This window comes from Melioribacter sp. Ez-97, assembly GCF_051488665.1.
In the GTDB taxonomy this organism is placed as follows: domain Bacteria; phylum Bacteroidota; class Ignavibacteria; order Ignavibacteriales; family Melioribacteraceae; genus Melioribacter.
This window is the reverse complement of sequence record NZ_JBPSEG010000001.1, coordinates 195,200-220,288: the sequence shown is the minus strand read 5'-3', so window position 1 is coordinate 220,288 and position 25,089 is coordinate 195,200. Positions and strand designations below refer to the sequence as shown.

16 protein-coding genes are annotated in these 25,089 nt (G+C 42.7%); 13 read left to right on the top strand and 3 right to left on the bottom strand.

The window, feature by feature from the left end:
• The first annotated feature begins 5 nt into the window (after window positions 1–5).
• The 12 genes from ACSSWA_RS00910 (at window position 6) to ACSSWA_RS00855 (ending at window position 18,767) form a co-directional block, all read left to right on the top strand.
• Complete coding sequence (locus ACSSWA_RS00910) at window positions 6–2,276, top strand: family 43 glycosylhydrolase (protein ID WP_437354719.1); 2,271 nt, start codon at window positions 6–8, stop codon at window positions 2,274–2,276.
• Between the two features lie 14 nt (window positions 2,277–2,290).
• Entirely contained in the window at window positions 2,291–3,814 is a 1,524-nt protein-coding gene (locus ACSSWA_RS00905; protein ID WP_437354718.1) for a glucuronyl esterase domain-containing protein, read from the top strand.
• Between the two features lie 36 nt (window positions 3,815–3,850).
• Window positions 3,851–5,845, top strand: coding sequence for a FlgD immunoglobulin-like domain containing protein (locus ACSSWA_RS00900; RefSeq protein ID WP_437354717.1), 1,995 nt, complete (start codon window positions 3,851–3,853; stop codon window positions 5,843–5,845).
• 62 nt (window positions 5,846–5,907) lie between these two features.
• Window positions 5,908–8,253, top strand: coding sequence for an endo-1,4-beta-xylanase (locus tag ACSSWA_RS00895; protein WP_437354716.1), 2,346 nt, complete (start codon window positions 5,908–5,910; stop codon window positions 8,251–8,253).
• Between the two features lie 69 nt (window positions 8,254–8,322).
• Entirely contained in the window at window positions 8,323–11,178 is a 2,856-nt protein-coding gene (locus ACSSWA_RS00890) for a glycosyl hydrolase 115 family protein (protein WP_437354715.1), read from the top strand.
• Window positions 11,179–11,271: 93 nt separating this feature from the next.
• Window positions 11,272–12,948 carry a glycoside hydrolase family 43 protein gene (locus ACSSWA_RS00885; protein WP_437354714.1) on the top strand — a complete coding sequence of 559 codons (1,677 nt, stop codon included), beginning with the start codon at window positions 11,272–11,274 and terminating at the stop codon, window positions 12,946–12,948.
• A 60-nt stretch (window positions 12,949–13,008) separates the two neighbouring features.
• Window positions 13,009–13,677, top strand: coding sequence for a cobalamin B12-binding domain-containing protein (locus ACSSWA_RS00880; protein WP_437354713.1), 669 nt, complete (start codon window positions 13,009–13,011; stop codon window positions 13,675–13,677).
• A gap of 1 nt (window position 13,678) precedes the next feature.
• Window positions 13,679–14,560 (top strand): homocysteine S-methyltransferase family protein, encoded by an 882-nt coding sequence (locus ACSSWA_RS00875; protein WP_437354712.1) that lies wholly within the window; start codon window positions 13,679–13,681, stop codon window positions 14,558–14,560.
• 6 nt (window positions 14,561–14,566) lie between these two features.
• The gene (locus ACSSWA_RS00870) at window positions 14,567–15,277 is read left to right on the top strand and encodes a vitamin B12 dependent-methionine synthase activation domain-containing protein (protein ID WP_437354711.1); all 711 of its coding nucleotides are present in this window, start codon (window positions 14,567–14,569) and stop codon (window positions 15,275–15,277) included.
• 19 nt (window positions 15,278–15,296) lie between these two features.
• Window positions 15,297–16,331 (top strand): uroporphyrinogen decarboxylase family protein, encoded by a 1,035-nt coding sequence (locus ACSSWA_RS00865; protein ID WP_437354710.1) that lies wholly within the window; start codon window positions 15,297–15,299, stop codon window positions 16,329–16,331.
• A gap of 82 nt (window positions 16,332–16,413) precedes the next feature.
• Window positions 16,414–17,721 carry a polysaccharide deacetylase family protein gene (locus ACSSWA_RS00860; protein WP_437354709.1) on the top strand — a complete coding sequence of 436 codons (1,308 nt, stop codon included), beginning with the start codon at window positions 16,414–16,416 and terminating at the stop codon, window positions 17,719–17,721.
• A gap of 26 nt (window positions 17,722–17,747) precedes the next feature.
• Window positions 17,748–18,767 carry a uroporphyrinogen decarboxylase family protein gene (locus ACSSWA_RS00855; RefSeq protein WP_437354708.1) on the top strand — a complete coding sequence of 340 codons (1,020 nt, stop codon included), beginning with the start codon at window positions 17,748–17,750 and terminating at the stop codon, window positions 18,765–18,767.
• 28 nt (window positions 18,768–18,795) lie between these two features.
• Here ACSSWA_RS00855 and ACSSWA_RS00850 read toward each other — a convergent pair whose 3' ends face one another.
• Genes ACSSWA_RS00850 through ACSSWA_RS00840 form a run of 3 tightly spaced genes read right to left on the bottom strand, consistent with a single transcriptional unit; the run spans window position 18,796 to window position 23,629 of the window.
• A complete protein-coding gene (locus ACSSWA_RS00850; RefSeq protein ID WP_437354707.1) occupies window positions 18,796–19,785 on the bottom strand; it encodes a glycoside hydrolase family 130 protein in 990 nt (329 codons plus the stop codon).
• Between the two features lie 13 nt (window positions 19,786–19,798).
• Complete coding sequence (locus ACSSWA_RS00845; protein ID WP_437354706.1) at window positions 19,799–22,192, bottom strand: GH36-type glycosyl hydrolase domain-containing protein; 2,394 nt, start codon at window positions 22,190–22,192, stop codon at window positions 19,799–19,801.
• 21 nt (window positions 22,193–22,213) lie between these two features.
• The gene (locus ACSSWA_RS00840) at window positions 22,214–23,629 is read right to left on the bottom strand and encodes an MFS transporter (protein ID WP_437354705.1); all 1,416 of its coding nucleotides are present in this window, start codon (window positions 23,627–23,629) and stop codon (window positions 22,214–22,216) included.
• Between the two features lie 158 nt (window positions 23,630–23,787).
• Between ACSSWA_RS00840 and ACSSWA_RS00835 the strand changes: the two genes are divergently transcribed.
• Window positions 23,788–25,086, top strand: coding sequence for an alpha-L-fucosidase (locus tag ACSSWA_RS00835; RefSeq protein ID WP_437354704.1), 1,299 nt, complete (start codon window positions 23,788–23,790; stop codon window positions 25,084–25,086).
• Window positions 25,087–25,089: the final 3 nt, after the last annotated feature.

The following is a 25,089-nucleotide window of genomic DNA, read 5'->3' as shown; positions in this document are numbered from 1 at the left end:
GGAGTATGAACAAAGTTATTTTCAATCTTCTGTGCTTATTCTTAATTAATTTATCGTTAACAGCCCAGACGCCGAAAACCTATATGAACCCGGTAATTCCGGGAGATCATCCCGACCCGACTTTGACTAAAATCGGGAATCATTTTTATACTTCCGGTTCGTCTTTTAATCCGACACCCAAAATATATCATTCCACCGACCTTGTACACTGGGAAGTGATAGCTCAACCGGTTTCGGCTTCATGGTCGGAATACGGCAATAGTCCCGGCGGAGGAATCTGGGGCGGACACATGGTCTTTTACAATAATAAATATTGGCACTTTTTCGGAAGGGGAGGCGGCAGTATGTATTTTGTCAAAGCGGATAAGCCGGAAGGACCGTGGAGTATGCCGACAAGAATGAATGTTCCTGCAGGTATGAGCGGATTGGGCGTCGACAATTCGATTTTTATTGACGATAGTACCGGCAAATGGTATTTGTTAACCAAACACGGTCGACAGAATAATCATATAGTCGAACTTGGAGAAGACGGTCAACCTAACGGTAATGTACTCGATATGACCTGGCTTAATCCCGATTCGGAAGGAAATCCTTACGGATGGGCGGAAGGTCCGGTAATGTGGAAGCATAACGGGCGATATTATTACAGTTTTGCACAGCATCTGGCAGGAAGTCAATATGTAATGAGGAGCGACACTCTAACAGACGATAAATCAAAATGGACAATAATCGGAACAAATATTTTTACTGGAAGCATATCGAATTTTAGCGCTCCGAATCATATTTCGCCGGCTGTTGAATTGGACGACGGAACAAGCTGGGTTATTGCGCACAGTTACCATAGCGGCAGTTGGTATGCTCAGGGACGGCAGGGTTTATTGTGTCAGGTAATTTATGACGACGACGGATTTCCGAAAATTTTGAGACCTTCGCCGGATGCGGCTTTAGCGCCCGACCTTCCCAGCAGCGGCATTCCCTGGGCAGTCCCGCATTCGGATTATTTCGATTCCGAAAAACTGCATCCCGAGTGGTCGTTTCTGGGATATACTCCTTCATCTTCCTATTCACTTGCAGAACGTCCGGGATGGTTAAAACTTTCGAATATCGGAAGAGGAGGAAGAAATACAGTAATTAAAAACGACGGCGAGCATAACTATTCATTAATTACGCGTATTGATTTCGAACCCGAATCGAACTTGCATGAAGCGGGATTATGGATTATTAACGGTCCTCAAACTCATCAGGTAAAACTTTGCTCTACTGCAGATACGGAAGGAAATAAAATTATTTCGTTCGGTTTTGAGAATATTAAATACGAGGTTGAAAATAATATCGGAGCGGTATTATGGTTAAAACTCGTACGCGACGAGCATAAGATGTACGGATATTACAGCGCGGACGGAATCAGGTGGTTCCAGGCAGGCAACGAAATTGACGCCGCCGATATCGACAAAGAACAAACCCAGTTTAATAACTTTACGGGAAATTATCAGGGACTTTACACAATCGGAAAACCCGCTTACTTCGATCTCTACATTTACCGCGACGGATATACAAATATTAACGCCGCTTCGCCTGCAAATCAGTCGGGCACAAAAACTATGATAAACAGGTATCCGCCGAATCTGTTGAGTCAAATAGATAATGACGATTGGGCAATGTATGCAGGGGTGGAATTGGGAGCGGAAGATTATCCGGTTTTTGCCGATTCAATTGCGGTTGTGGCATCCTGCAACTCTTCCGGAGGTAAAATCGAAGTCAGAATCGACTCGCTTTCCGGCGAAATAATTTCCGAGGTCGAAATTGAGAATACGGGAAGCTGGACCGACTTCAAGGAATTCAAAGCGCCTGTTTCTGGCGCCGCAGATGGTATGCACGACGTATATCTTTTATTTAAAGGCGACTCGTCGGAAGAATTGTTCAGAATACAAACATTGCGTTTTATTCCTCGAGAAAATCCGACAAATATTGAAGAAACAAAGGAAAATATTTTACCCGGGAATTTTGAATTGTATCAAAATTATCCCAATCCGTTTAATTCGTCAACGGTAATAAAATATACACTTCCGTCCGACGGAAAGATATCGTTGAAAATTTACGACCAGCTCGGCAGGGAAGTAGTCAATTTATTTGAGGGATATCAAACAGCGGGAACGCATACGGTCAGATGGAACGGTAAAAGCAATTACGGCGCCGAACTCTCTTCGGGAATTTATTTCTGCAAGATAGCAGACGGACGAAGCGGCAAATCGATTAAATTACTTTTGTTAAAATAAACAGGGGGAATATAATGAAAACAAATAGCTCGGTAATTTTTTTAATGGCTTTCTTCTTTTTATTTATAAACGCTTATTCACAGGAAATGCCCCGCGTTTACGACGTTGAGAATACGGGAGCGGATTGCGCTAAACCGCCGCTGCCGGATTTCAGTCAATTGCCTGTAATTAATGAACTGCCGGATCCTTTCGAATGGTCTGACGGCAGATGCAGGATTACGAGTAAACTCGAATGGAGATGCCGCCGCGCTGAAATTGGCGAAGAAATTCAACATTACGAACTTGGCGCTAAACCGCCCAAACCGGAGAATATGAAAGTTACATATACGGATACTCTTATGACGATAGTTATTGTTGAGAACAACGATACGCTGGTTATAAACGCGCCAATTAGCTTGCCGGAAGGAGAAGGACCGTTTCCCGCCGTTATCGGAGTGGGATTCACTCCTACGGGCAGTTTGCCGCCGGATCTTTTTACAAGCAGAGGAATTGCCACAATTCATTTTATGGAATGGCAGCTTACGAACGGTTGGTCGGGAAGCCGCGGAGACGGACAGTTTTATAAGCTTTATCCGGATAAAAAGCGGGGTAAATTTATTGCCTGGGCGTGGGGCGTTAGCAGAATTATCGACGCGCTTGAAATGTCGCCCGAATCTAAAATCGATTTAAAACATTTAGCTGTAACCGGCTGTTCTTATGCGGGTAAAATAGCTTTGTTTTCCGGGGCGCTCGATGAACGGATTGCATTGACTATAGCGCAGGAGCCGGGCGGCGGTGGCGACGCTGCATGGCGCGTAACAGAAAAATTGCCCGGCAGCAGAGAACGGCTGCGAAACGCGCAAGGTTATGCATGGTATCATCAGGATCTGGGACGATTTAATTCAGCCGTTACTAAATTACCGTACGACCATCACGAATTGATGGCTATGATTGCTCCGCGCGCGCTGTTGGTACTCGGCAATCCGGATTACGAGTGGCTTGCCGAAGAATCCGGACACGTTGCATGCAAAGCGGCTCATGAAGTTTGGAAAGCTCTCGGCGTTCCCGACCGTTTCGGATTTTCCAAAGTAGCCGGTCATCAACACTGCCAGCTGCCCGATATTCAACGTCCAGAAGTTACTGCTTTCATCGAAAAATTCTTGCTCGATATCGATACCGTTAATACGAATATCGAAATAAGCCCTTATGACTCGGATTTATCGAGCTGGATTACATGGACGACTCCCGAACTTTCCGATACGCTTACTTCCGTAGGCAAAAATGATATTATCGAAAATGAATTTGAACTTATACGGAATTTTCCGAATCCGTTTAATCCGGTTACAAAAATTGTTTACAAAATTCCCGAGAACGGGTTTGTTAGTTTGAAAGTTTATAATTCTCTAGGGCAGGAAGTAAAAACCTTGTTCGAAGGATACAGACAAAAAGGTAAATATGAAATTCTTTTCGACGCCGCCGATTTAACTACGGGTCTTTATTTGTGCAGATTATCGAGTATGAATTTTGAAAAAACAACCAAACTTTTACTTCTCAAATAAAAAATAGTATGATTTTGTTTTAAAGTTTTATCTAAAATGCGTAACTTACTTTTGAGTATTGAAACGATTCAATACAGATTAAAACATTCAAGGAAAAATTACTTTCTCAATCAATTAAAAGGTTATTACATGATTCGCAATCGCTACTCTTTGTACAAGTTGTTTCCGCTCTTCTTTTTTATCGCATTATTCTTCTCCGATTCATTTGCGCAGACAATTTCTGTTAGCGGCAAAATAACCGCTTCCCGTTTTCCCGTAAAACAAGCTAAAATTACTTTTGTAAATAACTCCGATACTACCGTTCGGTTTTCGACTCTTACTGACGATAACGGCAATTACAGAATTGATATCGTTACGTCTGTTGAAGGCGATTTTACAATTCCTTCGAGCTTTAGTTTGGGTCAAAGTTATCCTAATCCTTTTTCCTCCAGCGCCGCAATCCCTTACGGATTGCATAAGGAAACCGACGTTAAAGTGACTATTTACGACGTATTGGGCAGAGTAGTTCGCAAGTTCAACGTAGGACGTCAATCTGCGGGAGCGCATAGTATCCTGTGGGACGGCAAAAACGGTTTCGGTCAAAAAGTAGCAACCGGCATATATTTCTATAAATTGGAAGCCGGCGGTGAATCGCAGGTTAAAAAGATGATTTTTAATCAAAACGGAAACGGTCTTGTGCCTTTGCCGAACAGTTTTTCGTTTGAAAAGCTCAATAAAAACTCCTCGGCATTAGAAAGCGACGAATTCTCGGTTCGTATAAGCAACGATTACAATACAATGCCGTATGTTATCGAAAAAGAATACGGAACGGTAAATCTGAAGAACGATACGACGATTAATATTGCCGTTTCGTATCTGCCTACGGCATCGGTCAATACGGAGAATAAACGTCAAATAATAAGAGGATTCGGAGCCGCCAATATTGTTCAATGGCGGGGGGATATGACCGACTCGGAAATCGAGACCGCATTCGGCACAGACGACGGTCAGCTTGGTTTTACGATACTTAGAATTCGTATACAACCTCAAAGTAATTTGTGGAGTACAAATGTTCCCACTGCAAAGAAAGCCCATGATATGGGCGTTACTATAGTAGCTTCGCCTTGGAGCCCGCCTGCTTCTATGAAGACTAATAATAATCTTGTGGGAGGCGAATTAAGAGAAGACGCTTACGACGATTATGCAGCGCACTTGAACTCGTTTGTTGAATACATGGCGTCGCAGGGCGTTCCTGTTTATGCCGTCTCCGTCCAGAACGAGCCGGATTTCACGGTTAGCTATGAATCGTGCGATTGGAATGCCGACCAGATGATTAAATTTTTGAGAGAAAACGCGCCTGCCGTCGGAACGAAAGTAATGGCTCCGGAATCATTCCAATTCAGACGTGAGCTTTCAGACCCTATCTTAAATGACTCGCTTGCATGCGCCAATCTGGATATACTTGCGGGACATATTTACGGCGGCGGACTTTCGCCTTATCCTCTTGCCGAAGAAAAAGGCAAGGAAATCTGGATGACCGAACATTTAACCGGCAGCGATAATCAGGTTTCGCCCAATAGCTGGACAGAAGCATTCCCGGTGGCTGAAGAAATTAACGACGTTATGAAAAGCGGTATGAGCGCTTATATCTGGTGGTATATTGTTCGTTTCTACGGTCCTATAAGCGACGGCGAGTTTAACAGCGGCAAAAAAGGAGAGGTAACCAAAAAAGGCTATGTAATGTCGCAGTTCTCAAGATTTATTCGTCCGGGTTTCTACAGAGTTGAAAGCGAAACGGCTCCATTTTTAAGCGGCTTTGACGTTACGGCTTATCAAGACCCGCAAACAAAAAAACTCGTAATCGTCGCCGTTAATTCGTCGGATACTCAGAAGGAATATGTAATTCGAATTAACGAAAATTTATCGTCATTTAAAACTTATACTACATCGGCAAACAAAAATTGCGAAATGGGAAGCGATGCGAGCGTATCGGACGGTAAATTATTCATTTCGATGGAACCAAAAAGCATTACGACATTTATTTCAAATTAATTTGAGTACGCTTGAAGATATATTGAAATAAATATTAATTTATATACAAACAGGAGGCTACTATGAGAGGGAAATTTATTGCGGTTTTGAACGGATTGATAATTTTGTTTTTAATCATTCCGTCGATTGCAAATGCGCAGCTCGTAACTAACGGCAGTTTCGAGAACACGCCTTTGGGACCAGTAACGGAAAATATCGAAGGTTGGGTCATCGAAGTCGGTTCTTCCGTTACTGCGCCGCCGGATTTCGAAATCGTCGATAATCCGGTGCAGCATGGAAATCACGCCTTTAAAGTCGTTATAAATGGACTGGGCGCTAACGACTGGGATATTCAATTGGTAGCGGACAGCATTCCCGTAAAGCCGGGCGACACTTACGTTTATTCGGTCTGGGCTAAGGCGGAAAAAGCCGGAGCTCAAGCTAATTTTACCGTCGGCAATTACTCGTATAACGAATACGGCGCTATTCGTCCCGCAAATTTAACTACTGAATGGCAGGAGTTCACAATGGAGTTTACTATTACCGATAACCAGCAGGTAATAAGAGCTCCGATTCATTTTAACAAAGACGGAAACACCGGCAATACAATTTATGTAGATAATCTTACTATAATCAATAAAAACGATTTGCCTTCTCCGTTAAAACCGATAGTGCTGGAAGCAGAAGACGGACAGCTGGGAAGCGATTTGGATGTTCTGCAGGACGGCGATATTACATACGTAACTCCCAAAACCAATTTTATCAACAGTACAAATCCTGGCAGCGCTTCGAAAGTAATTACTTTCGAAGTTACATTTACCGACACGGGAAACTACGATTTATTTGCCAAAGTTAGAGTAGGTCCCAATCAATACGACGACGACAGCTTTTTCTACGGAAACGGTTTCGGTATAAAAGATACTCTTAACGACGACGACTGGGTGCTCGGCAATCAACTTCAGGTAGCAGGATTCAACGAACCCGATAATATTGTAAAAGATCCCGGAGGTCTGGGCGAAGGAGTATGGAAATGGGTAAATCTGTCGAATAATAATTTCGGCGAAGACCCGGTTGTCTTCAGAGTTGAAGGGGATACTTTGACGAAAATATTCCAGATTGCAGCCCGTGAAGACGGTCTCGATATTGATAAAATTGCATTCGGGAAATCGAATCTTTATTTCACAGTCGATAACCTTGAAAATAAAACCGCCGGCAGCGACAAACTGCCAGGCGAAGTTTGGGCGGGTCCACCGATTGCTTCGAAACAACCGAAATTTTTAGGCTCGGCTTACAGCACTGCGCAGGCTCCGAATTTTGCGGCTTACTGGAATGCCGTAACTCCGGAAAATGCAGGCAAATGGGGAAGCGTAGAGTCGGCTCGCGACCAGATGAACTGGGGCGGACTCGATGCCGCTTATAATCTGGCTAAAGATAACGGATTCAAATTTGTCTTTCACGTTCTTGTCTGGGGTCAGCAACAACCCGGATGGATCAACAATCTTCAACCAGAAGAACAACTCGAAGAAATTCGCGAATGGTTCCAGGCAGTAGCCGACAGATATCCCGACATCGATTATTTGCAGGTTGTTAACGAGCCGCTGCCGAGCCATGCGCCGGCTCAGTACAGAGGCGCGCTGGGAGGCGAAGGCTCAACCGGATGGGACTGGGTAATTAACGCATTTAAAATGGCCCGGGAAATTTTCCCTTCCAAAACAAAATTGATGATTAACGATTATAATATTATTAACAGCTCTGCCAATACAAGCGCATATCTCAAATTGATAAGATTATTGCAGGCTGAAAATTTAATCGACGTAATCGGCGTTCAGGGGCACGCATTCTCGTTGAATACCGCGGTTTCAGTTATAAAAAAGAATCTCGACTCGCTGGCGTCGACCGGTTTGAAGATTCAGGTAACGGAACTCGACATTGACGGAATGACTGACGAAAGACAACTTCAGGACTATCAAAGAATTTTCCCGGTATTGTGGGAGCACCCCGCGGTAGAAGGCATTACTCTCTGGGGATGGAGACCCGGTCTCTGGAGAAACGAGCAGAGAGCCTACCTGGTTGACGCTAACGGTACGGAAAGACCCGCATTGACATGGCTTCGAAATTACCTCGATTCGGTAGTTGTATCGGTGGAAAAAATCGACGATCTGCCTAAAGATTTCTATTTGTCGAATAACTATCCCAATCCGTTTAACCCGACAACGAGGATTAATTATTCGCTTTCGAAGTCCGTCAATGTTTCGCTTAAAGTTTACGATGTGCTGGGACGCGAAGTGAGAACTTTGGTACAGGGCGTGCAAAATCCCGGTTCTTACACGGTTACATTCGACGCCTCGGATCTTTCAAGCGGCGTCTACTTCTACCGTCTGGAAGCAGGCAATTATTCCGAAACAAAACAAATGTTGCTAATGAAATAAGAGGCGGGCTCGCCGCTGTTGCGAGCCTGACTTCTTCTTATATTAAAAATTTATTACACCGGAATTATTATGAAGAAATTAATCGTTTTGATTATAAGTCTGCTTGCTTTTAACAACGGTATTTTAAATGCCGGAAATTATATTACAACGCAAAAAGAAAAAGCCGCTTTTACAATTGCGGAAAACGGCAAAGCCGCTCCGATTTTTTACAGCAAAGACGACTACTCCGGCGTTATAAGAGTAATTCGACAACTGAGCCGGGATATCGAAGCAGTTACTGATATTAAACCGGAAGTTTATGCCTCCGGCTATCCGGCAACCGATTTTGCCATCATCGTCGGAACGTACAACAAGAGCGGTTTGATCAAAAAATTGATCGATCAAAATAAAATCGATTTGAAAAAACTTGACGGCAAATGGGAACAATTTGTTATTGTTACCGCGGAGGATGTTTTACCGGGAGTAAAAAAAGCGTTGTTGATTGTGGGCAGCGACAAGCGCGGAACGATTTTCGGAATGTACGATTTATCGGAAAAAATGGGAGTTTCACCCTGGTATTGGTGGGCTGACGTGCCGGTTAAGAAAAAGAAAGCCGTTTACGTCGAGCCCGTTAATTTTACTATGGGAGAGCCGGCGGTTCAATACCGCGGCATTTTCATTAACGACGAAGCCCCTGCGTTGACAGGCTGGGCTTATGAAAAATTCGGCGGTTTCAATCATCAGTTTTATCAGCATGTTTTTGAACTGATTCTCCGTCTGAAAGGAAACTTTCTATGGCCTGCAATGTGGGGCAAATCCTTTTTCGACGACGACTCTTTAAATCATAAACTTGCGGACGAATACGGCATCGTAATCAGCACATCGCACCACGAGCCGATGATGAGAGCTCACGTTGAATGGGCAAGGTACGGAAAAGGACCGTGGAACTATACAAAAAACGACAGCGTATTGAGAGAATTCTGGCGTGAAGGCATTAAAAGAATGAACGGATACGAAAGCATCGTTACGATCGGAATGCGCGGCGACGGCGACGAACCGATGAGCCGGGATGCTAATATTGCTTTGTTGGAACGAATTGTAGAAGATCAAAGAAAAATTATCGAAGAGGTAACCGGTAAAAAAGCCGAAAAAACTCCTCAAGTTTGGGCGCTCTATAAAGAAGTTCAGGAATATTACGATAAAGGTATGCGCGTGCCGGACGACGTTACATTGCTGTTATGCGACGATAACTGGGGAAATATCAGAAAGTTGCCGGACTTGAATGAAAAACCGCGTAAAGGGGGATACGGAATCTATTACCATTACGATTATGTCGGGGGTCCGAGAAATTATAAATGGATTAATACAAATCAAATTGAACGCGTTTGGGAACAAATGCATCTTGCTTACGAATACGGAGCCAGGAAAATCTGGATTGTAAATGTCGGCGATATCAAACCGATGGAATTCCCGATCGACTTTTTCCTCGACTATGCCTGGAATCCGGAATTTATTCCTCTGGAAAAACTTCACGATTATTCTTACGAATGGGCTAAAGAGCAATTCGGCGAAAAATATGCCCGGGATATTGCAGACATTCTTGATAAGTACACTAAATATAATTCGCGCAGAAAACCGGAATTGCTTTCGCCGGAAACTTACAGCCTGGTTAATTTCCGCGAATTTGAAAGAGTTACTGAAGAGTATAAAAAACTTTATGAAAAAGCTAAAATGATCGATCGGAAACTGCCCGCCGAATATCGCGACGCTTACTATCAACTCGTTCTTCATCCTGTAGAAGCTTCTTCGAATCTTTATGAACTCTACTACGCAACGGCGAAAAATCGTCTCTATACAAAGCAGAAGAGGGTGTTGACAAACCAGACGGCTCAAAAAGTTATTGAATTGTTCGAAAGGGATTCGCTAATAACCGAATATTATCATACCAAAGTTGCCGGCGGAAAATGGAATCATATGATGTCGCAGACTCACATCGGATATACTTACTGGCAGCAGCCGGATAAAAATTACATCCCTAAATATGAAGTAATCGAAAATTCTAATATATCTGAAATGGGCGTTGCCGTTGAAGGCTCCCAGGATTTTTACCCTGACTCTAAAGAGCTTTCGCTTCCTGCCTTCGAATCGTTTTGTAAACAGAAATATTACATCGAAATTTTTAACAGGGGACAAAAGCCGTTCGATTATAAAATAGTTGCCGACGATATTTTTATTATTGAAAATAATACCGGAACGGTTGATACGGAAGAGAGAATATTCGTTTCGGTTGATTGGCAAAAGGCAAAAGAAGGAAATAACAATTACGTTATTAAAATATCCGGACCTGATGACGATGTTTGCGCAATAAACGCGGTTATTAAAAATCCCGGAAAAATTGATTGCAATAATTATTTTGTTGAAACCAACAATTACGTCTCCATCGAAGCGCGGGATTACTCGCGCAAAATAGAATCCGGAAATATTAAATGGGTTACAATTCCGAATCTTGGACGAACGTCGTCCGCGGTCACGTTCTTTCCCGTAACGGCTGAAGTAGAACTTTCGAATGAAAGTCCGCGCCTGGAATATGATATCTATCTGTTCAAAAAAGGGAAAATTAACGTTAATGTTTACTTATCGCCAACGCTCGATTTCAACGACCATCATGCAGAAGACAGTATCGGGCTTCGATTTGCCGTCTCTCTGGACGACGAAAAACCGGTAATTGTCAATATGCATAAAGGCGTCAATCTTAAATTGTGGGAGAAATGGGTGGCTGATAATATTAACATACAACAAACCGCGCATATTGTTGAACATCCCGGTAAGCATGTATTGAAAATATGGGCTATTGATTCCGGAGTGGTAATTCAAAAAATCGTTATAGAAACAGGGAAGGTCGGTTATTCTTATTTGGGCCCTCCGGAAAGTGAATGCAGTGATTAGGTGTTAGGGATTAGGTGCTAGGGATTAGGGCTGTGTGGTATTAATTGCCGTGTAATTTTGATTATTGAATAACTAAAATAGAATAGTGTGAAAATGAAAAAAGTTTTCTTATTGCTATTTTTAATGGTATGCGTGTATAACGCGCAGGAAAAATATTCTAATCCGATTTTGATGGGCTTTTATCCCGACCCGAGCATATGCAAAGTCGGCGACAATTATTACATGGTAAATTCTTCATTTGCTTATTTCCCTGGTATACCTGTTTTTCAGAGTAAAGATTTGGTGAACTGGAAATTGATCGGGCACGCGCTCGACAGGAAAGAGCAAATGAATACAAACGGGCTCGGCGTATCCCGGGGCGTATTTGCGCCTTCAATCAGATATCACAAAGGACTTTTCTATATAACTTGCACTCTCGTAGATGCGGGAGGAAATTTTATAGTGACGGCAAAAGATCCTGCCGGTCCATGGTCGAATCCGGTTTGGATTCCCGAAATTAACGGTATTGACCCGTCTCCTTTTTTTGACGACGACGGCAAGGCTTACATCGTTTATAACAGCGTAGCCCCGGACAACAAGCCTTTGTACGACGGTCACAGAACAATCAGAATCTACGAGCTTGACCTCGATAGTCTCAAAGTGATAGGGGATGAACGAATCCTTATAAACGGCGGAACGGATTTATCCAAAAAACCGGTCTGGATTGAAGGACCTCACATTTTCAAAAAAGACGGTTATTATTTTTTGATTGCCGCCGAAGGCGGAACGGGCGAAAATCATTCGGAGGTTGTCTTCAGAAGTAAAAGCTTATTCGGACCGTACGAGTCTTACAAAAAAAATCCGATACTTACCCAAAGGCACCTCGACCCTAACCGCAAAAATCCCGTTACTTCTACCGGGCATGCGGATTTTGTAGTAACGGACGAAGGCGACTTGTGGGCTGTCTTTCTCGGTTGCCGGCCTTACGACAACGGTTATTACAATACCGGCAGAGAAACTTTTCTTGCTCCCGTTAAATGGATTGACGGATGGCCCGTTATTAATCCCGATTATGAAGAAGTTCAATATTATTATCCGTATCCCGTTAAACCGGCTAAAGATTTTGCAGTGCGAAAATACAGCGGCAATTTTTCCATAGTTGACGATTTTAGCGTTGATGAATTATCCGGCGACTGGATTTTCCTGAGAACCCCGGAAGAAAAATGGTTCGACCTGAAAGAAAGAAATGGATTTCTGAGTATAAAACTAAGACCTGAAACTTGCGCAGGTTACGGCAATCCGTCTTTTGCAGGCTTCAGGCAGCAGCATATTAAATGCTCGGCGGAAACAAAATTAAGTTTTAAACCTTTATCAGAATTTGAAAAAGCCGGATTGATAATTTTTCAGAACGAAAAACATTTTTACTATTTGTGCAAATCGAAAAATAAACTTAATAACGTTGTTCAATTATTTAAATCGACCGACGGAAACGAAACGGAGCTGATCGAAGAAGCGATTATACCTGCCGAATTACAGAGCGAGGATATCCGCTTAAAGATTGTATCCGAAGGCTCACGCTATTCTTTCCATTATTCGTGGAATAAAGAGGAATGGAAATCGCTCGGGAAAAAATTGGACGCCTCTTTTTTGAGCACAAAAACAGCCGGAGGATTCGTAGGCGCTGTATTCGGACTTTATGCAACTTCGTCCGGGAATGAATCGAATAATAAAGCCTTCTATGATTATTTCATCTACAAAGGAAACGACGACGTATATAAATCGAGTGAATAATTAAACGTTTTTCCTTATTTTGACTTAACATATAATTAATAAAATAAGTACGGTAGCAGTATGGATGAATTAATCAAAAAAATCAGTTATTGCATTGAAAGAGGCAAAGTCAATAAAGCCGCTCCTTATCCGCCCGATTTGAAAGACCTGGAAGGAGCCGACGAATTAACTTTGAGAGCCCTTGACGCAGGCATTAAACCATTCGAAATTCTGGACGCATGCAATGCCGGTATGAAAAATATCGGCGAAAAATTCAGCAGAAACGAAGTGTTTGTACCGGAACTTCTTATGGCGGCAAAAGCAATGCAGGCGGTTATGAATCATCTCAAACCGTATTTCCAGACAGGCGAAGTAAAAAAGAAGGGCAAATTTGTAATCGGTACTGTTGCCGGCGATCTGCACGATATCGGAAAAAATCTGGTAAGTATGGTTGTGGAAGGTAACGGTTGGGAAGTAATCGACTTAGGCGTCGACGTAAAAACCAACAAATTTTTGGAAGCAATAAACAACAACAGAGATTGCACTGTGGGTCTTAGCGCGTTGCTTACTACGACTATGGCAAATATGTCAAACACCGTAGCTGAAATCAAAAATAATTTTCCGGATATAAAAGTAATTGTAGGCGGAGCTCCCGTTACTCGGGAAGCTGCAGCGAAAATGGGAGCCGACGCATACGGCGACAATCCTCAGCAAGCCGTTGAAATACTCGAACAATTTTTGGCGGTTTAAGATGCGAAATTTTATCGAAGCGGCAAAAAGCGGCAAAGTTCTTATATCAGACGGGGCGTGGGGCACTTTTCTTTATGAAAAAGGACTCGCTTCGGACGAATGTCCCGAATTGTGGAATTTAACTCACCGCGATAAAGTATTGGAAATTGCAAAAAGCTATATCGACGCCGGATCGGATATGATTCTTACAAACAGCTTCGGCGGCAGTCCTTACAAATTAAAAAGATACGGTTTGGACGACAGGGCATACGAAATCAATAAAGCAGCCGCGGAAATCTCAAGGGAAGCGGCGGGCGAAGAGCATTTTGTGCTCGGATCTGTCTGTCCTACGGGCGCAATTTTAATGATGGGCGATATTTCTGAAGAAGAATTATTCAATGGATTTGCGCTCCAGGCTAAAGCTTTGGCGGACGGAGGAGCCGATGCCATTTGCGTAGAAACTATGTCGGAGATTAATGAAGCCGTAATTGCAGTTAAAGCCGCCAGATCGGTTTGCGATTTGCCGGTCGTTTGTACTTTCACTTTTGAAAAAACAGTCAACAACGACTACAGAACCATGATGGGCGTATCTCCCGCTCAAATGGCGGTGGAATTGAAAGATGCGGGCGCATCGGTAATCGGAAGCAATTGCGGAAACGGTTTCGATCAGATGATTGATATCGTAAAGGAAATAAGGTCTGTCGAAAAAGAATTACCCGTGCTCGTTCATGCTAACGCGGGTAAACCCGTTTTCAGGGACGGTAAAACTGTCTATCTGGAAACGCCCGACTCGATGGCTCAAAAACTGAATCTGCTTATCGAAAGCGGCGCAAATATTATCGGCGGCTGCTGCGGCACAACCCCTCGTCACATTGAAGCTTTTGTTAACAAAATTAAAAAATAATCCCGGATGTTTACGATTAAAAACGATACTGCCAATAGCCTGGAACTTAATCTTGCGCCTGAGCAAATTACAATCAAGAAAGAAGAAGTGGAATCCGTTATCGGTTATAAAAATCCGGGGCACCATTTCTCCGAAATCATAAATGAAATACTTAATGAATTTCCCGAGAAAATAGAACCGCGCGCAGGTTATGTGTTTATCGATAAAATTAATTACCCCGATAAGAAAAGCATACGGCTGCAGGATGTTGTGTTAAATGCCGGACCAATTGTTACAAGTCAATTGAAGAATGCCGAAGCGATGTTCATTTTTATTGCCACAATCGGCGGTAAAATGGAAAAGTGGATTGACGAATTACGCAAAGAGGGCGAGCTGGCTTATAGTTATATAGCCGATATAATTGCCTCCGCCGCCGCCGAAAAAACCGCCGATTTTATCCATGATTATATTGCCGAGGAAATGAAAAAGTATAATATGGGAGTTTCAAACAGATACAGCCCGGGATATTGCGATTGGCAGGTAAGCGAGCAGCATAAAATTTTTTCTTTTTTCCCGAAAAACTTTTGCGGCGTAACTCTCAAAGAATCCGCTTTGATGACGCCCGTTAAATCGATAAGCGGAATAATTGCGGCAGGCAAAAAAGTTAAATGGAACGACTATTTATGCGATACGTGTAAAGCGAGAGACTGTACATACAGAATTAAAAATAAACGATAAAAGAACAGCAGAGGAAATTATGACAGACAATCAATGGGAACTCTTGAAAAAAGTGATAAACGGCGAAAAAGCAGAGCCGCTGCCGGTGGGATTTATTATTGACAGTCCGTGGCTTCCGAATTGGTACGGCATTAAAATAGTCGAATATTTTGCAAGCGAAGAGCTCTGGTTCGCGGCGAATTTGAAAGCTATCAATCAATTTCCCGACGTTATGTTTTTGCCCGGGTTCTGGTCGGAATACGGAATGTGTACGGAGCCTTCTGCCTTCGGCGCGCGTTCCTCGTTTCCTCCAAATGAATTTCCGCACGCGCATAAACTTATCAACTCGTCGGACGAAATCGAATCTTTGCATCAACCGAATCCGGAAACTGACGGACTGCTGCCTTTGATGTTAAACCGGCTCAAATTGATGCAAAACAGGATCGAAGAAAACGGTCATAAAATTAGATTTGCCGTAGCGCGCGGTCCATTGAATATAGCGAGCTATTTAATGGGAACTACCGAATTTCTTACTACAATGATGATGATGCCGGGCAAAGCGCACGTTCTTATAAGGAAGATTACCGACTTTCTTAAAGACTGGCTCGATCTACAGAGAAAAACTTTTCCATCAATCGACGGAATATTTTTACTCGACGATATAATCGGTTTTATGGGCGAGCCTGAATTTAAAGAATTCGGACTTCCTTATTTCAAAGAATTGTTCGATACAGACGTGTCGGTAAAATTTTTGCATAACGACGCGCCTTGTAAAGTCTCGGCTCCTTTTCTGAATGAAATGGGCGTTAATATGTTTAATATGGGAATCGATGTATCTATAACAGAACTTAAGGAATTGACTGATAATAAAATTACGCTCGTCGGCAATTTGCCGCCCCGAGACGTACTTGCAGCCGCTTCTCCCGGCGAAGTTGCCGCGGCAACGAAAAAAATGCTCGACGATCTGAATGATAAAACCAGATTGATTGTCTCTTGCGGCGGCGGTATGCCGCCCGGCGTAAAAACAGAGAATATCGTAGCGTTTATCGAAACCGTGAAAAGCTATAAAATATAGAAAAAATAAACTTCCGTTAAGCGAGTTTACGCGGGAAATAACTAATTAATTTTCTGTTATTTATTATTTCGGAATTACAGCTATGACCAATAAAGCGCTTTTATTCATTTGTTTTTTTATCTCGCTAAGCGAGATTGTTCCTCAATCGGGAACGGACAATTATCAAGTTGCCGACTGGTTCGGATTTAAGAAAGCCGCAATTACATATACTTTCGACGACAATTGCGCCAATCAGCTGAAAAAAGTTATTCCGATATTTGACGATTACAATTACATGTTAACTCTGTTTACGGTAACCAATTGGGGACCCGATTGGAGGGGGCTCAGCGAAGCCGCGGAAAACGGACACGAAATTGCCAGCCATACTGTAAGCCACCCTTACCTCGATCAGTTAGCGGAAAACGAACTTGAAAACGAACTGAAGAATTCGGCTGAGTCGATATATGCAAATATCAAAACGGGAACGCCGTTAACCATTGCATATCCTTATTGCCGTCCGGGAAAATTATCTTTTGTAAAAAAATATTATATAGCGGCAAGAGGCTGCCAGGGTTATATCGAAAAAAAGACGCCGTCGGATTTATTTAATATTAGTTCTATAATTTGCGGCTCGGAGGGTCCCGTTAAAACCGTAAAAGATTTTAATGCCAGAGCGGAAGAAGCCGCAAGAAGCGGCGGTTGGTGCGTTTATCTTTTACACGGCATCGACGACGACGGCGGATATTCTCCTTTGCCGTCGGATACTTTACGTAAAAGCCTCGACTATCTGAAAGAGAATGAGGACAGATTCTGGGTCGATAATTTTATTAACGTGGTTAAATACATCGAAGAACGAAACAGTCTTACGATAAATGAAACTTATCGGAGCAGCGACACAATAATCTTTACCGTCAACGACACACTGGATGACGATGTTTACGATTTTCCCGTAACTATTCGCAGTAAAATTCCAGCCGGGTGGCAGTCATTTGTTCTGATACAAAAAAATAATGAAATTGCATTTGATTTAATTCATGATAACGAACACGATTATATTGTCTTTAATGTAGTTCCTGACAGCGCTGAGATCTTTTTCATTAAAAATAAAACCACGGAAATTAAAGACGAATTTCAAAGCGGCAAATTAAAATCCGGCAGATTGAATAATTATCCTAATCCGTTCAATCTTTCTACCAACATTACATTTTCATTGGACGAGCCCGGTATTGTTAAACTCACGATTTACGATGTCCTTGGCAGAAAGGTAGATACTGTTTCGAAAGTCTATTCTGCCGCCGGGGAACATTTAATGATTTACTCAGCGGATAAATTAAGCGGCGGCGTTTACTTTTACGCATTAGATACAAGCAGAGGCAGAATCGGAGTAAACAAGATGTCGTTGTTAAAATAAATCCTGACAATAAATTCGGAGATGAAATGTCCCGGAAGTTATTGTTGAAAGCCGTCGAGCTGGCGTATTCGGAACACAGACGCCTCGTTGTTCCTTTGCTCGGATTTCCCGGTATTAATTTGACAAAGTCTAATGTAAAAGTAGCTCAGCAAAATTATATTGAGCACTTTAAAGTATTGAATGCTTTATATAACGAATTTCATCCCGACGCAATGTTTCCATTGATGGACTTGTCGGTCGAAGCAAATGCTTTGGGCTGCTATACGCTTTTCCCTCAAGAAGAATCCGCAACTGTCTTGCAATCGGAGTTCGACGAAAACGTGTTGGACTTTATGAGCAAAATAGAGATAGAAGGGGATTCGAGAGCGCTGAGTTACTGTAATACGGTAAAAAAAATGTCGGAAACTTTTAAGGATTCAATGACATGCGCTTATGTGACCGGTCCTTATACTCTTGCAGGTTTGATATTGGGAGCTAACAGAGCGGCAGAAATGACATTGACCAATCCGGCGCTTCTGGAAGATGTCTGCAAAATGGCTTTCGAAAAAATTAAAGTTTATGCTGGAATGTTAACCGCATCCGGGGCAAAAGCCGTATGTATCCTGGAGCCAAGCGCAGTTATGCTGGGTCCTGAACAGTTTATTAAATTTTCCGCCGAATATGTAAGAAAATTAACCGGGATTTATGAAGAAACGGACATTGCAATTATATATCATATTTGCGGAAATTCGATGCATCTTATCGAAGCAATGTGCAATGCGGGCGTTAACGCATTGAGCCTCGATTCTCCCGAAACGGGTATGGACATCAAAAAAGCATGTAAAATGGCGGGAGATAATATAATAATTATCGGAAACATAAATCCGGCAGGGAAAATATTGCATGGAACCTATGACGAAGTGCTTAATGAAACGGAAGCTCTTTTAAAAGAAACGGAGGAATTTCCGAACTTCATACTGAGCACTGGCTGCGATTTACCGCAGGCTGTTCCGCCCGAAAATATCAGGGCTTTTATGGATGCGGGCAGGAAATATAAATTGCCTTGAAAAAATAGCGGAGCTATAAGCTCCGCTATTAAAATACTTCCGAATTGTTTTTTATGTAATCGATTAACTCGTCAACCTGCGTAAAAGCGACAGCCGTATATGTATCTGCGGCTCCGTAGTAAATTGCAATCCTTCCGGTGGGAGCGTCGAAAAGAGCGGCGCATGGGAAAACAACGTTGGGTACAAAACCCACGGTTTCGTAGTCTTTTTCGGGCGTCAATAAATAATCCCTTGTGCGATAAAGAACTTTTGCGGGGTCGTCGAGGTCCAATAAAGCGGCGCCAAAACTGTATACAAAACCGTTGCAGGTTGTAGTCACTCCATGATAGAATAAAAGCCAGCCTTCTTTTGTTTCGATCGGAACGGGACCGGCTCCGATTTTAGTGCTTTGCCACCATCCGTTTCCTCCGCTTCCCATTACAAACCGGTGATTGCCCCAGTGGATTAAATCCGGACTTTCGCTCAGATAAATATTTCCGAACGGGGTATGACCGCTGTCGCTTGGACGGCTCAGTATCATATATTTCCCGTTTATCTTGCGGGGAAAGAGAACCCCGTTTCGATTGTACGGCATAAACGGATTCGGCATTCTGATAAATGTTTTGAAATCTTTTGTTCTGCCCAAACCGATAGACGCGCCGCGCATGTCGTCGCACCATACAATGTAATAGGTGTCTTCGATTTTTACAACGCGCGGGTCGTAAGCGTAACTTGTTGGATTGGGATTTCCGTTTATATCAACCCAATCGATCGGATCCGGGAAAATATCCCAATGGATAGCGTCTTTACTTAATCCGGCGAAAAGGGTCGCTCTGCCGTTTTTTTGGTCCGCTCTGAAAACGCCCGCAAAACCGTCCTCAAACGGAACGACTGCGCTGTTAAATATCCGCGCGGCTTTGGGTATCGGATTCCATCCGAGTATCGGATTGCCGCTGAATCTCCAGATAATGTCGTCTTTGTTTTTCTTTTCTTCCCAAGGAATAGCAGGCAGCGCTCCTCCTATAATTGTGTCGCTCATATGTCACCTCATTTTATTCTATATAAACTGTAATTTGATTCGTTTCTTTAAGTTTGGTAATCGGTATGAAATCCGATTCTATCTTTTCGCCGTTCAAAATTATCTTCTTTACTCCGCATTCCTTTTTGTTATCGTTATGAATTGTAATGTCGAGTAATTTTTTTCTGAAGATTCGTTTTATGGTAATCTTATTCCAATACGACGGAATGCAGGGCGAAATCTTAATGCCGTGATAATCCGGCTGTAAACCGAGGATATATTGCGAAGCCGCAAAATATGCCCACGAGGCTGTTCCAGTTAACCACGGCAGTCTGGAAGCTCCGTAATGCGGACTGTACTTGCTGTGCGTAAACTGGGAATAGACATACGGCTCAATCTCTCGTATTTCCGCCATATCGTTATAACGCGCGGGCATAAATCTTTTATAATAATCGTAAGCAGTATTCCCTCTGCCCAAGATTACTTCCGCAATTACCGCCCATCCCTGTGTATGATTGAAAATGGAGGCATTTTCTTTCATACCTTTATTAAAAACTCTCGACTTATTGACCTCCGGATCTGTCTTCTCGACGGGAGGGTCGCAAATTAACAATCCGTAGTCTGTTAAAAGACGATTCTTTACCGTATCCATTATTCGTAATCCTTCTTCTTTACTTACGTGACGGCTTATAATCGACCAGGATTGAGGATTCAGGAAAATCGAAGCTTCGTCATTTTCTTTCGAGCCGAATTTTAGTCCGTCGGCTCGGTAAGCTAGTATGAACCATTGACCGTCCCAACCGAAGTTCTTCAGGTTTTCATCCAGATTCTTCAGATGTGATTGCGCCCATTGTTTATCTTTTTCTTTGCCCAACAGTCCGGATATCTCAGTAAAAGTATGAAGTGCGTATCGAAGTTGAAAAGCTACGAATACGGATTCTCCGTCGTGACCAAGCTGAAGACAATCATTCCAGTCGGCTGCCAGTCCGCACGGCAAGCCGTGTTTTCCGCTCCGCTTCAGATTAAATTCGATTGCCCGTTTGAGATGCATAAAAACCGTATCCTCGCCTTTATCGGAGTAGGGGAGAATTTTATTATAAAAATCTATATCGCCGGTTTCTTTAACGTAAGCGGGAACAGTATTAAAAAGCCACAAACAATCGTCGGAGCGGTATTCTCTTTCTTCGGGAGGAGATTCGCTGCCGGGTTTATGCGCAAACGGCTTTACAACGGGCATAGCGCCGCCCGTCGACGCCTGCCCGGTGATCATCAATTCGAGTCGTTCGCGGGCTTCGCCGGGTATCAAATGCAAAACTCCAAGCATATCCTGAACGGTATCCCGGTATCCGAGTCCGTCTCGTTCTCCGCTGTAGACCAAACTTGCGGCTCGGGACCAGGAATATGTAATCATGCAATTATACGGATTCCAGGTATTGAACATGCTGTTGAAAAGTTCATCGGGCGTTAAAGCCGTATACCCGCTTATTCCGGAATGCCAGTAATTAATTAATTTTTTGAATTCGGTATTTACTTTATCGGGACGAGATAATTCCCGTAAAGCTTTTCTGCCTTCATCATCGGCTTTGCCAATCCCCATGACAACGGTTATTTCTTTTGTTTCTCCGGGATTAAGTTCTATGTCCGTTTGCAATACGCCGCAAGCGTTATCCCCGACGGCAATCGAATTCGAGCAGGAGCCTTTTTCCAGAGCTTGCGGTTTGGAATAATTTCCGTACGCGCCGAGAAAAGCTTCGCGGTCGGTATCGTATCCGGAAATTTCCGAACCGCTCAAAGCAAGGAAAGTATGACGAGCCTGATCGCTGTATTGAAAATCATCCGGTCTCGGAGGCATGAAAACATTTGTTCCGTGATCTATTATATTATCAACCACGTCCATTTTAACAATAAATTGAGAATACTGAAGATTGTTCATATCCTGCCGAATGTTCCAGTTGTTGGCATATTCCACATATGTAAATATTCGTAAGTTTCTTTTTATTGCGTCTTTGTTTGTAAGTTTAAGCCGCCAGTATTCATAATTTTTATTCAACGGGACGAAATAGAGCGTCTCGGAAGAAATATCGTCGTATTCCGAATTGATAATAGTATATCCTGTGCCGTGTCTGCATTCTGATTTGAATTCCTCGAGAGGTTTGCCAACGGGTTGCCACGAGGCCGACCAGTAATCTTTTTTGTCGATATCGTAGATGTAAAAGTATCTGCCGGGTTGATCCATTGGAACAGAGTTGAAGCGCAGGCGGGTAAATCTGCCCTGAGCTGCGGATTTATAAAAGCTGTATCCGCCGGCGTTGTTTGTAATTATCGCTCCGTATTCAGTAGAACCCAAATAATTGCTCCATGATTTCGGCGTATCGGGTCGTGTAATTACATATTCCTTTTTCCGGTCGTCGAAATATCCGTATTTCATTTTTATGTCCCGTTGATTCAATTAAGTGACGGCAAGGTCATCGTTTCTGTTCTTTCTCCTTTCTTCGAGTTCGGAGGCAATATTACTCATCGTATCTTCGTTGAGTTTATAGAACAACATTACGATCAATGAAAGTATGCCGATAAACGCAGGGATTAAACTTACCAGCAGTCTTAGTCCTTCTTTCACGGCGTCGGACTGAGCGATATTTGCCTTGTAGCCTACTAAAGTCAAGAGCCATCCGGCAAAAGCCGTTCCGAAAGCCCAGCCGAATTTTTGCGACATAGTCGAGGCTGAAAAGACCAAGCCCGTGGCTCTTCTTTTATTCTTCCATTCCGAATAATCCGCGGAGTCAGCGTACATTGCCCAAATCAGAGGAGTAAGGGGACCGCTTGTGAGCGAATAAATTATTTGCAAAATAAATATCCAATAAACGTCGGTCGGTTGCAGAACATAAAACGCGGCATTCGAAATTATAGATATAATGAACAGAACGATAAAAGCTTTTTTCTTTCCGAATAAACTTGCAAACCATTTAGTGCAAAGCACGCCGACAATTGCCGAAATCTGACCGATACCGTTGAACGCCGAAGTTAATTCTACAAAGCCCAGGTTATAAACCGTCCCGAATAAATTCATTTGTTGTTCTTCAACGTAGTATTTGAAATAGTGTGGAATGACGCTTATACGGGTGGCTACGAAGAGAACCATAAAGATAGTAGCAGCCAATAAAATCAGCCACGGTTTGTTGTTTATCAAATCTTTCAAGTCGTCTTTAACCGATGACTTTTGTCTGGGAGGCGGCGCCACTCTTTCTTTTGTGGATACGAATGCAATGAAGAAAAAGATTACCGCGGCGGCTCCGTAAACCATCATTGTTTTTTGCCATCCGGCGGCTTCGTTGCCTCCGCCCAAATATTGAGTCAAAGGCAAAGCCGTTATTGAAACAATCGTTCCGCTCAGATATGCGAATACATATTTGTATGACGAAACGCTGGTTCTTTCTATTGTGTCGGGAGTAATAACTCCAAGCAACGAGGAATAAGGGATGTTAATCGCAGTGTAAAGCATCATAAAAAGAATAAAGGTAACGTATGCGTAAATTATTTTACCCGAATAACTAAGATCCGGCGTTGTAAAGGTTAAAACGCCCATGATTGCCAGCGGTACGGAACACCACAACAAATACGGTCTAAATTTTCCCCATCTGGTATTTGTTCTGTCGGCAATAATTCCCATTAGAGGATCGTTAATGCCGTCCCAAATTCTCGAGACGAGTATCATTGTTCCGGCAGCCGCTGCGGTTATACCGAATACATCTGTGTAGAAATAGAGAAGGTATGCTGTTATTGTTTGCCAGAATAAGACGGAAGCAAGGTCGCCGAATCCGTATCCGGCTTTTTCCCAGAAGGTGAGTCTTTGCACAACTTTGCCCATGGCTTTACCTTTTATTAGTCTGTTTGATTATTTGAAATACGCGCCCGAATTGATTGGCAAGATAAAAAAAGATTTTTTTATAAAGAAGTTTTAATATTGTATATGAATTTTATTGTTTTATCATATTAATAAAACCCGGCAAGTTCACGGAGGGAAAAATGAAAAAGGGTATAATAGTTGTTTTGTTGATTCTGGTTTCGATTAACGTAAAAGGACAGAGCGATTACAAACCATCGAAGGAAAATCTAGAAAACCGCGAGTGGTTCAGAAACGCTAAGTACGGATTGTTTGTGCATTGGGGAATTTACAGCGCGCTCGGGGACGGCGAATGGGTTATGGAACAACAAAGAATCGATAAGCGGACTTACGAAAAAGTAGCGTCGTTTTTTAATCCTATTGAGTTCGATCCGAAAGAATGGGTAAAGCTGATTAAAGACGCCGGCATGAAATATATTACAATTACAACGCGTCATCACGACGGATTCTCGATGTTCCATACTAATCAGAGCGATTGGAATATAGTAGATAAAACTCCTTACAAAAAAGATATTATTAAAATGATTGCAGATGAATGCCATAAAGAAGGAATAAAAATATTCTTCTATTATTCGCTTGTCGATTGGTATCATGAAGATTATTATCCGAGAGGAGCAACCGGACATTACAGCGGCAGAAGCAATAACGGCGACTGGAATAAATATATCGAATTTATGAAAGCGCAGCTGACGGAATTATTAACCAATTACGGCGAAATTGCAGGCATCTGGTTCGACGGGCTGTGGGATAAAAAAGACGCCGACTGGAAAATCAACGAAATCTATGAATTGATTCACAAGCTTCAACCGCAGTGCCTGATAGGCAATAATCATCATCATGCTCCGATAGAAGGCGAAGATTTTCAAATGTTCGAAAAAGATTTGCCCGGACAAAATAAATCCGGGTTCAGTAAAGACGTCGAGGTAAGCAAGCTTCCGCTTGAAACATGCGAGACGATTAACAACTCCTGGGGATTCAATCTACGCGACAAAAATTATAAATCTGTTAAGACAATTATTGATTATTTAGTGAAAGCCGCGGGCAACGACGCTAATTTTCTTTTAAATGTGGGTCCCATGCCGAACGGCAAAATACAAAATGAATTTGCAGACACATTGCGAAGCGTTGGAAAATGGCTCCGAAAATACGGAGAAACAATATACGGCACTAGAAAAGGTCCTGTTGAACCTCATTCCTGGGGCGTAAGCACGCAAAAAGGTAACAAGATTTATCTCCATATTCTCGCTCCGGAAGATGATGTTCTCTACGTGCCTTATACCGGAGATGTCAGGAATATAAAATTATTCGAGTCGTACCGCCCGCTAGATTACATCCGTAATGATTTGGGTTTATTAATAAAAATAGATAAAGATGATTACAACCTTTTGGATACGATCGTTGTAATTGAGACGAAAGAATAGAGC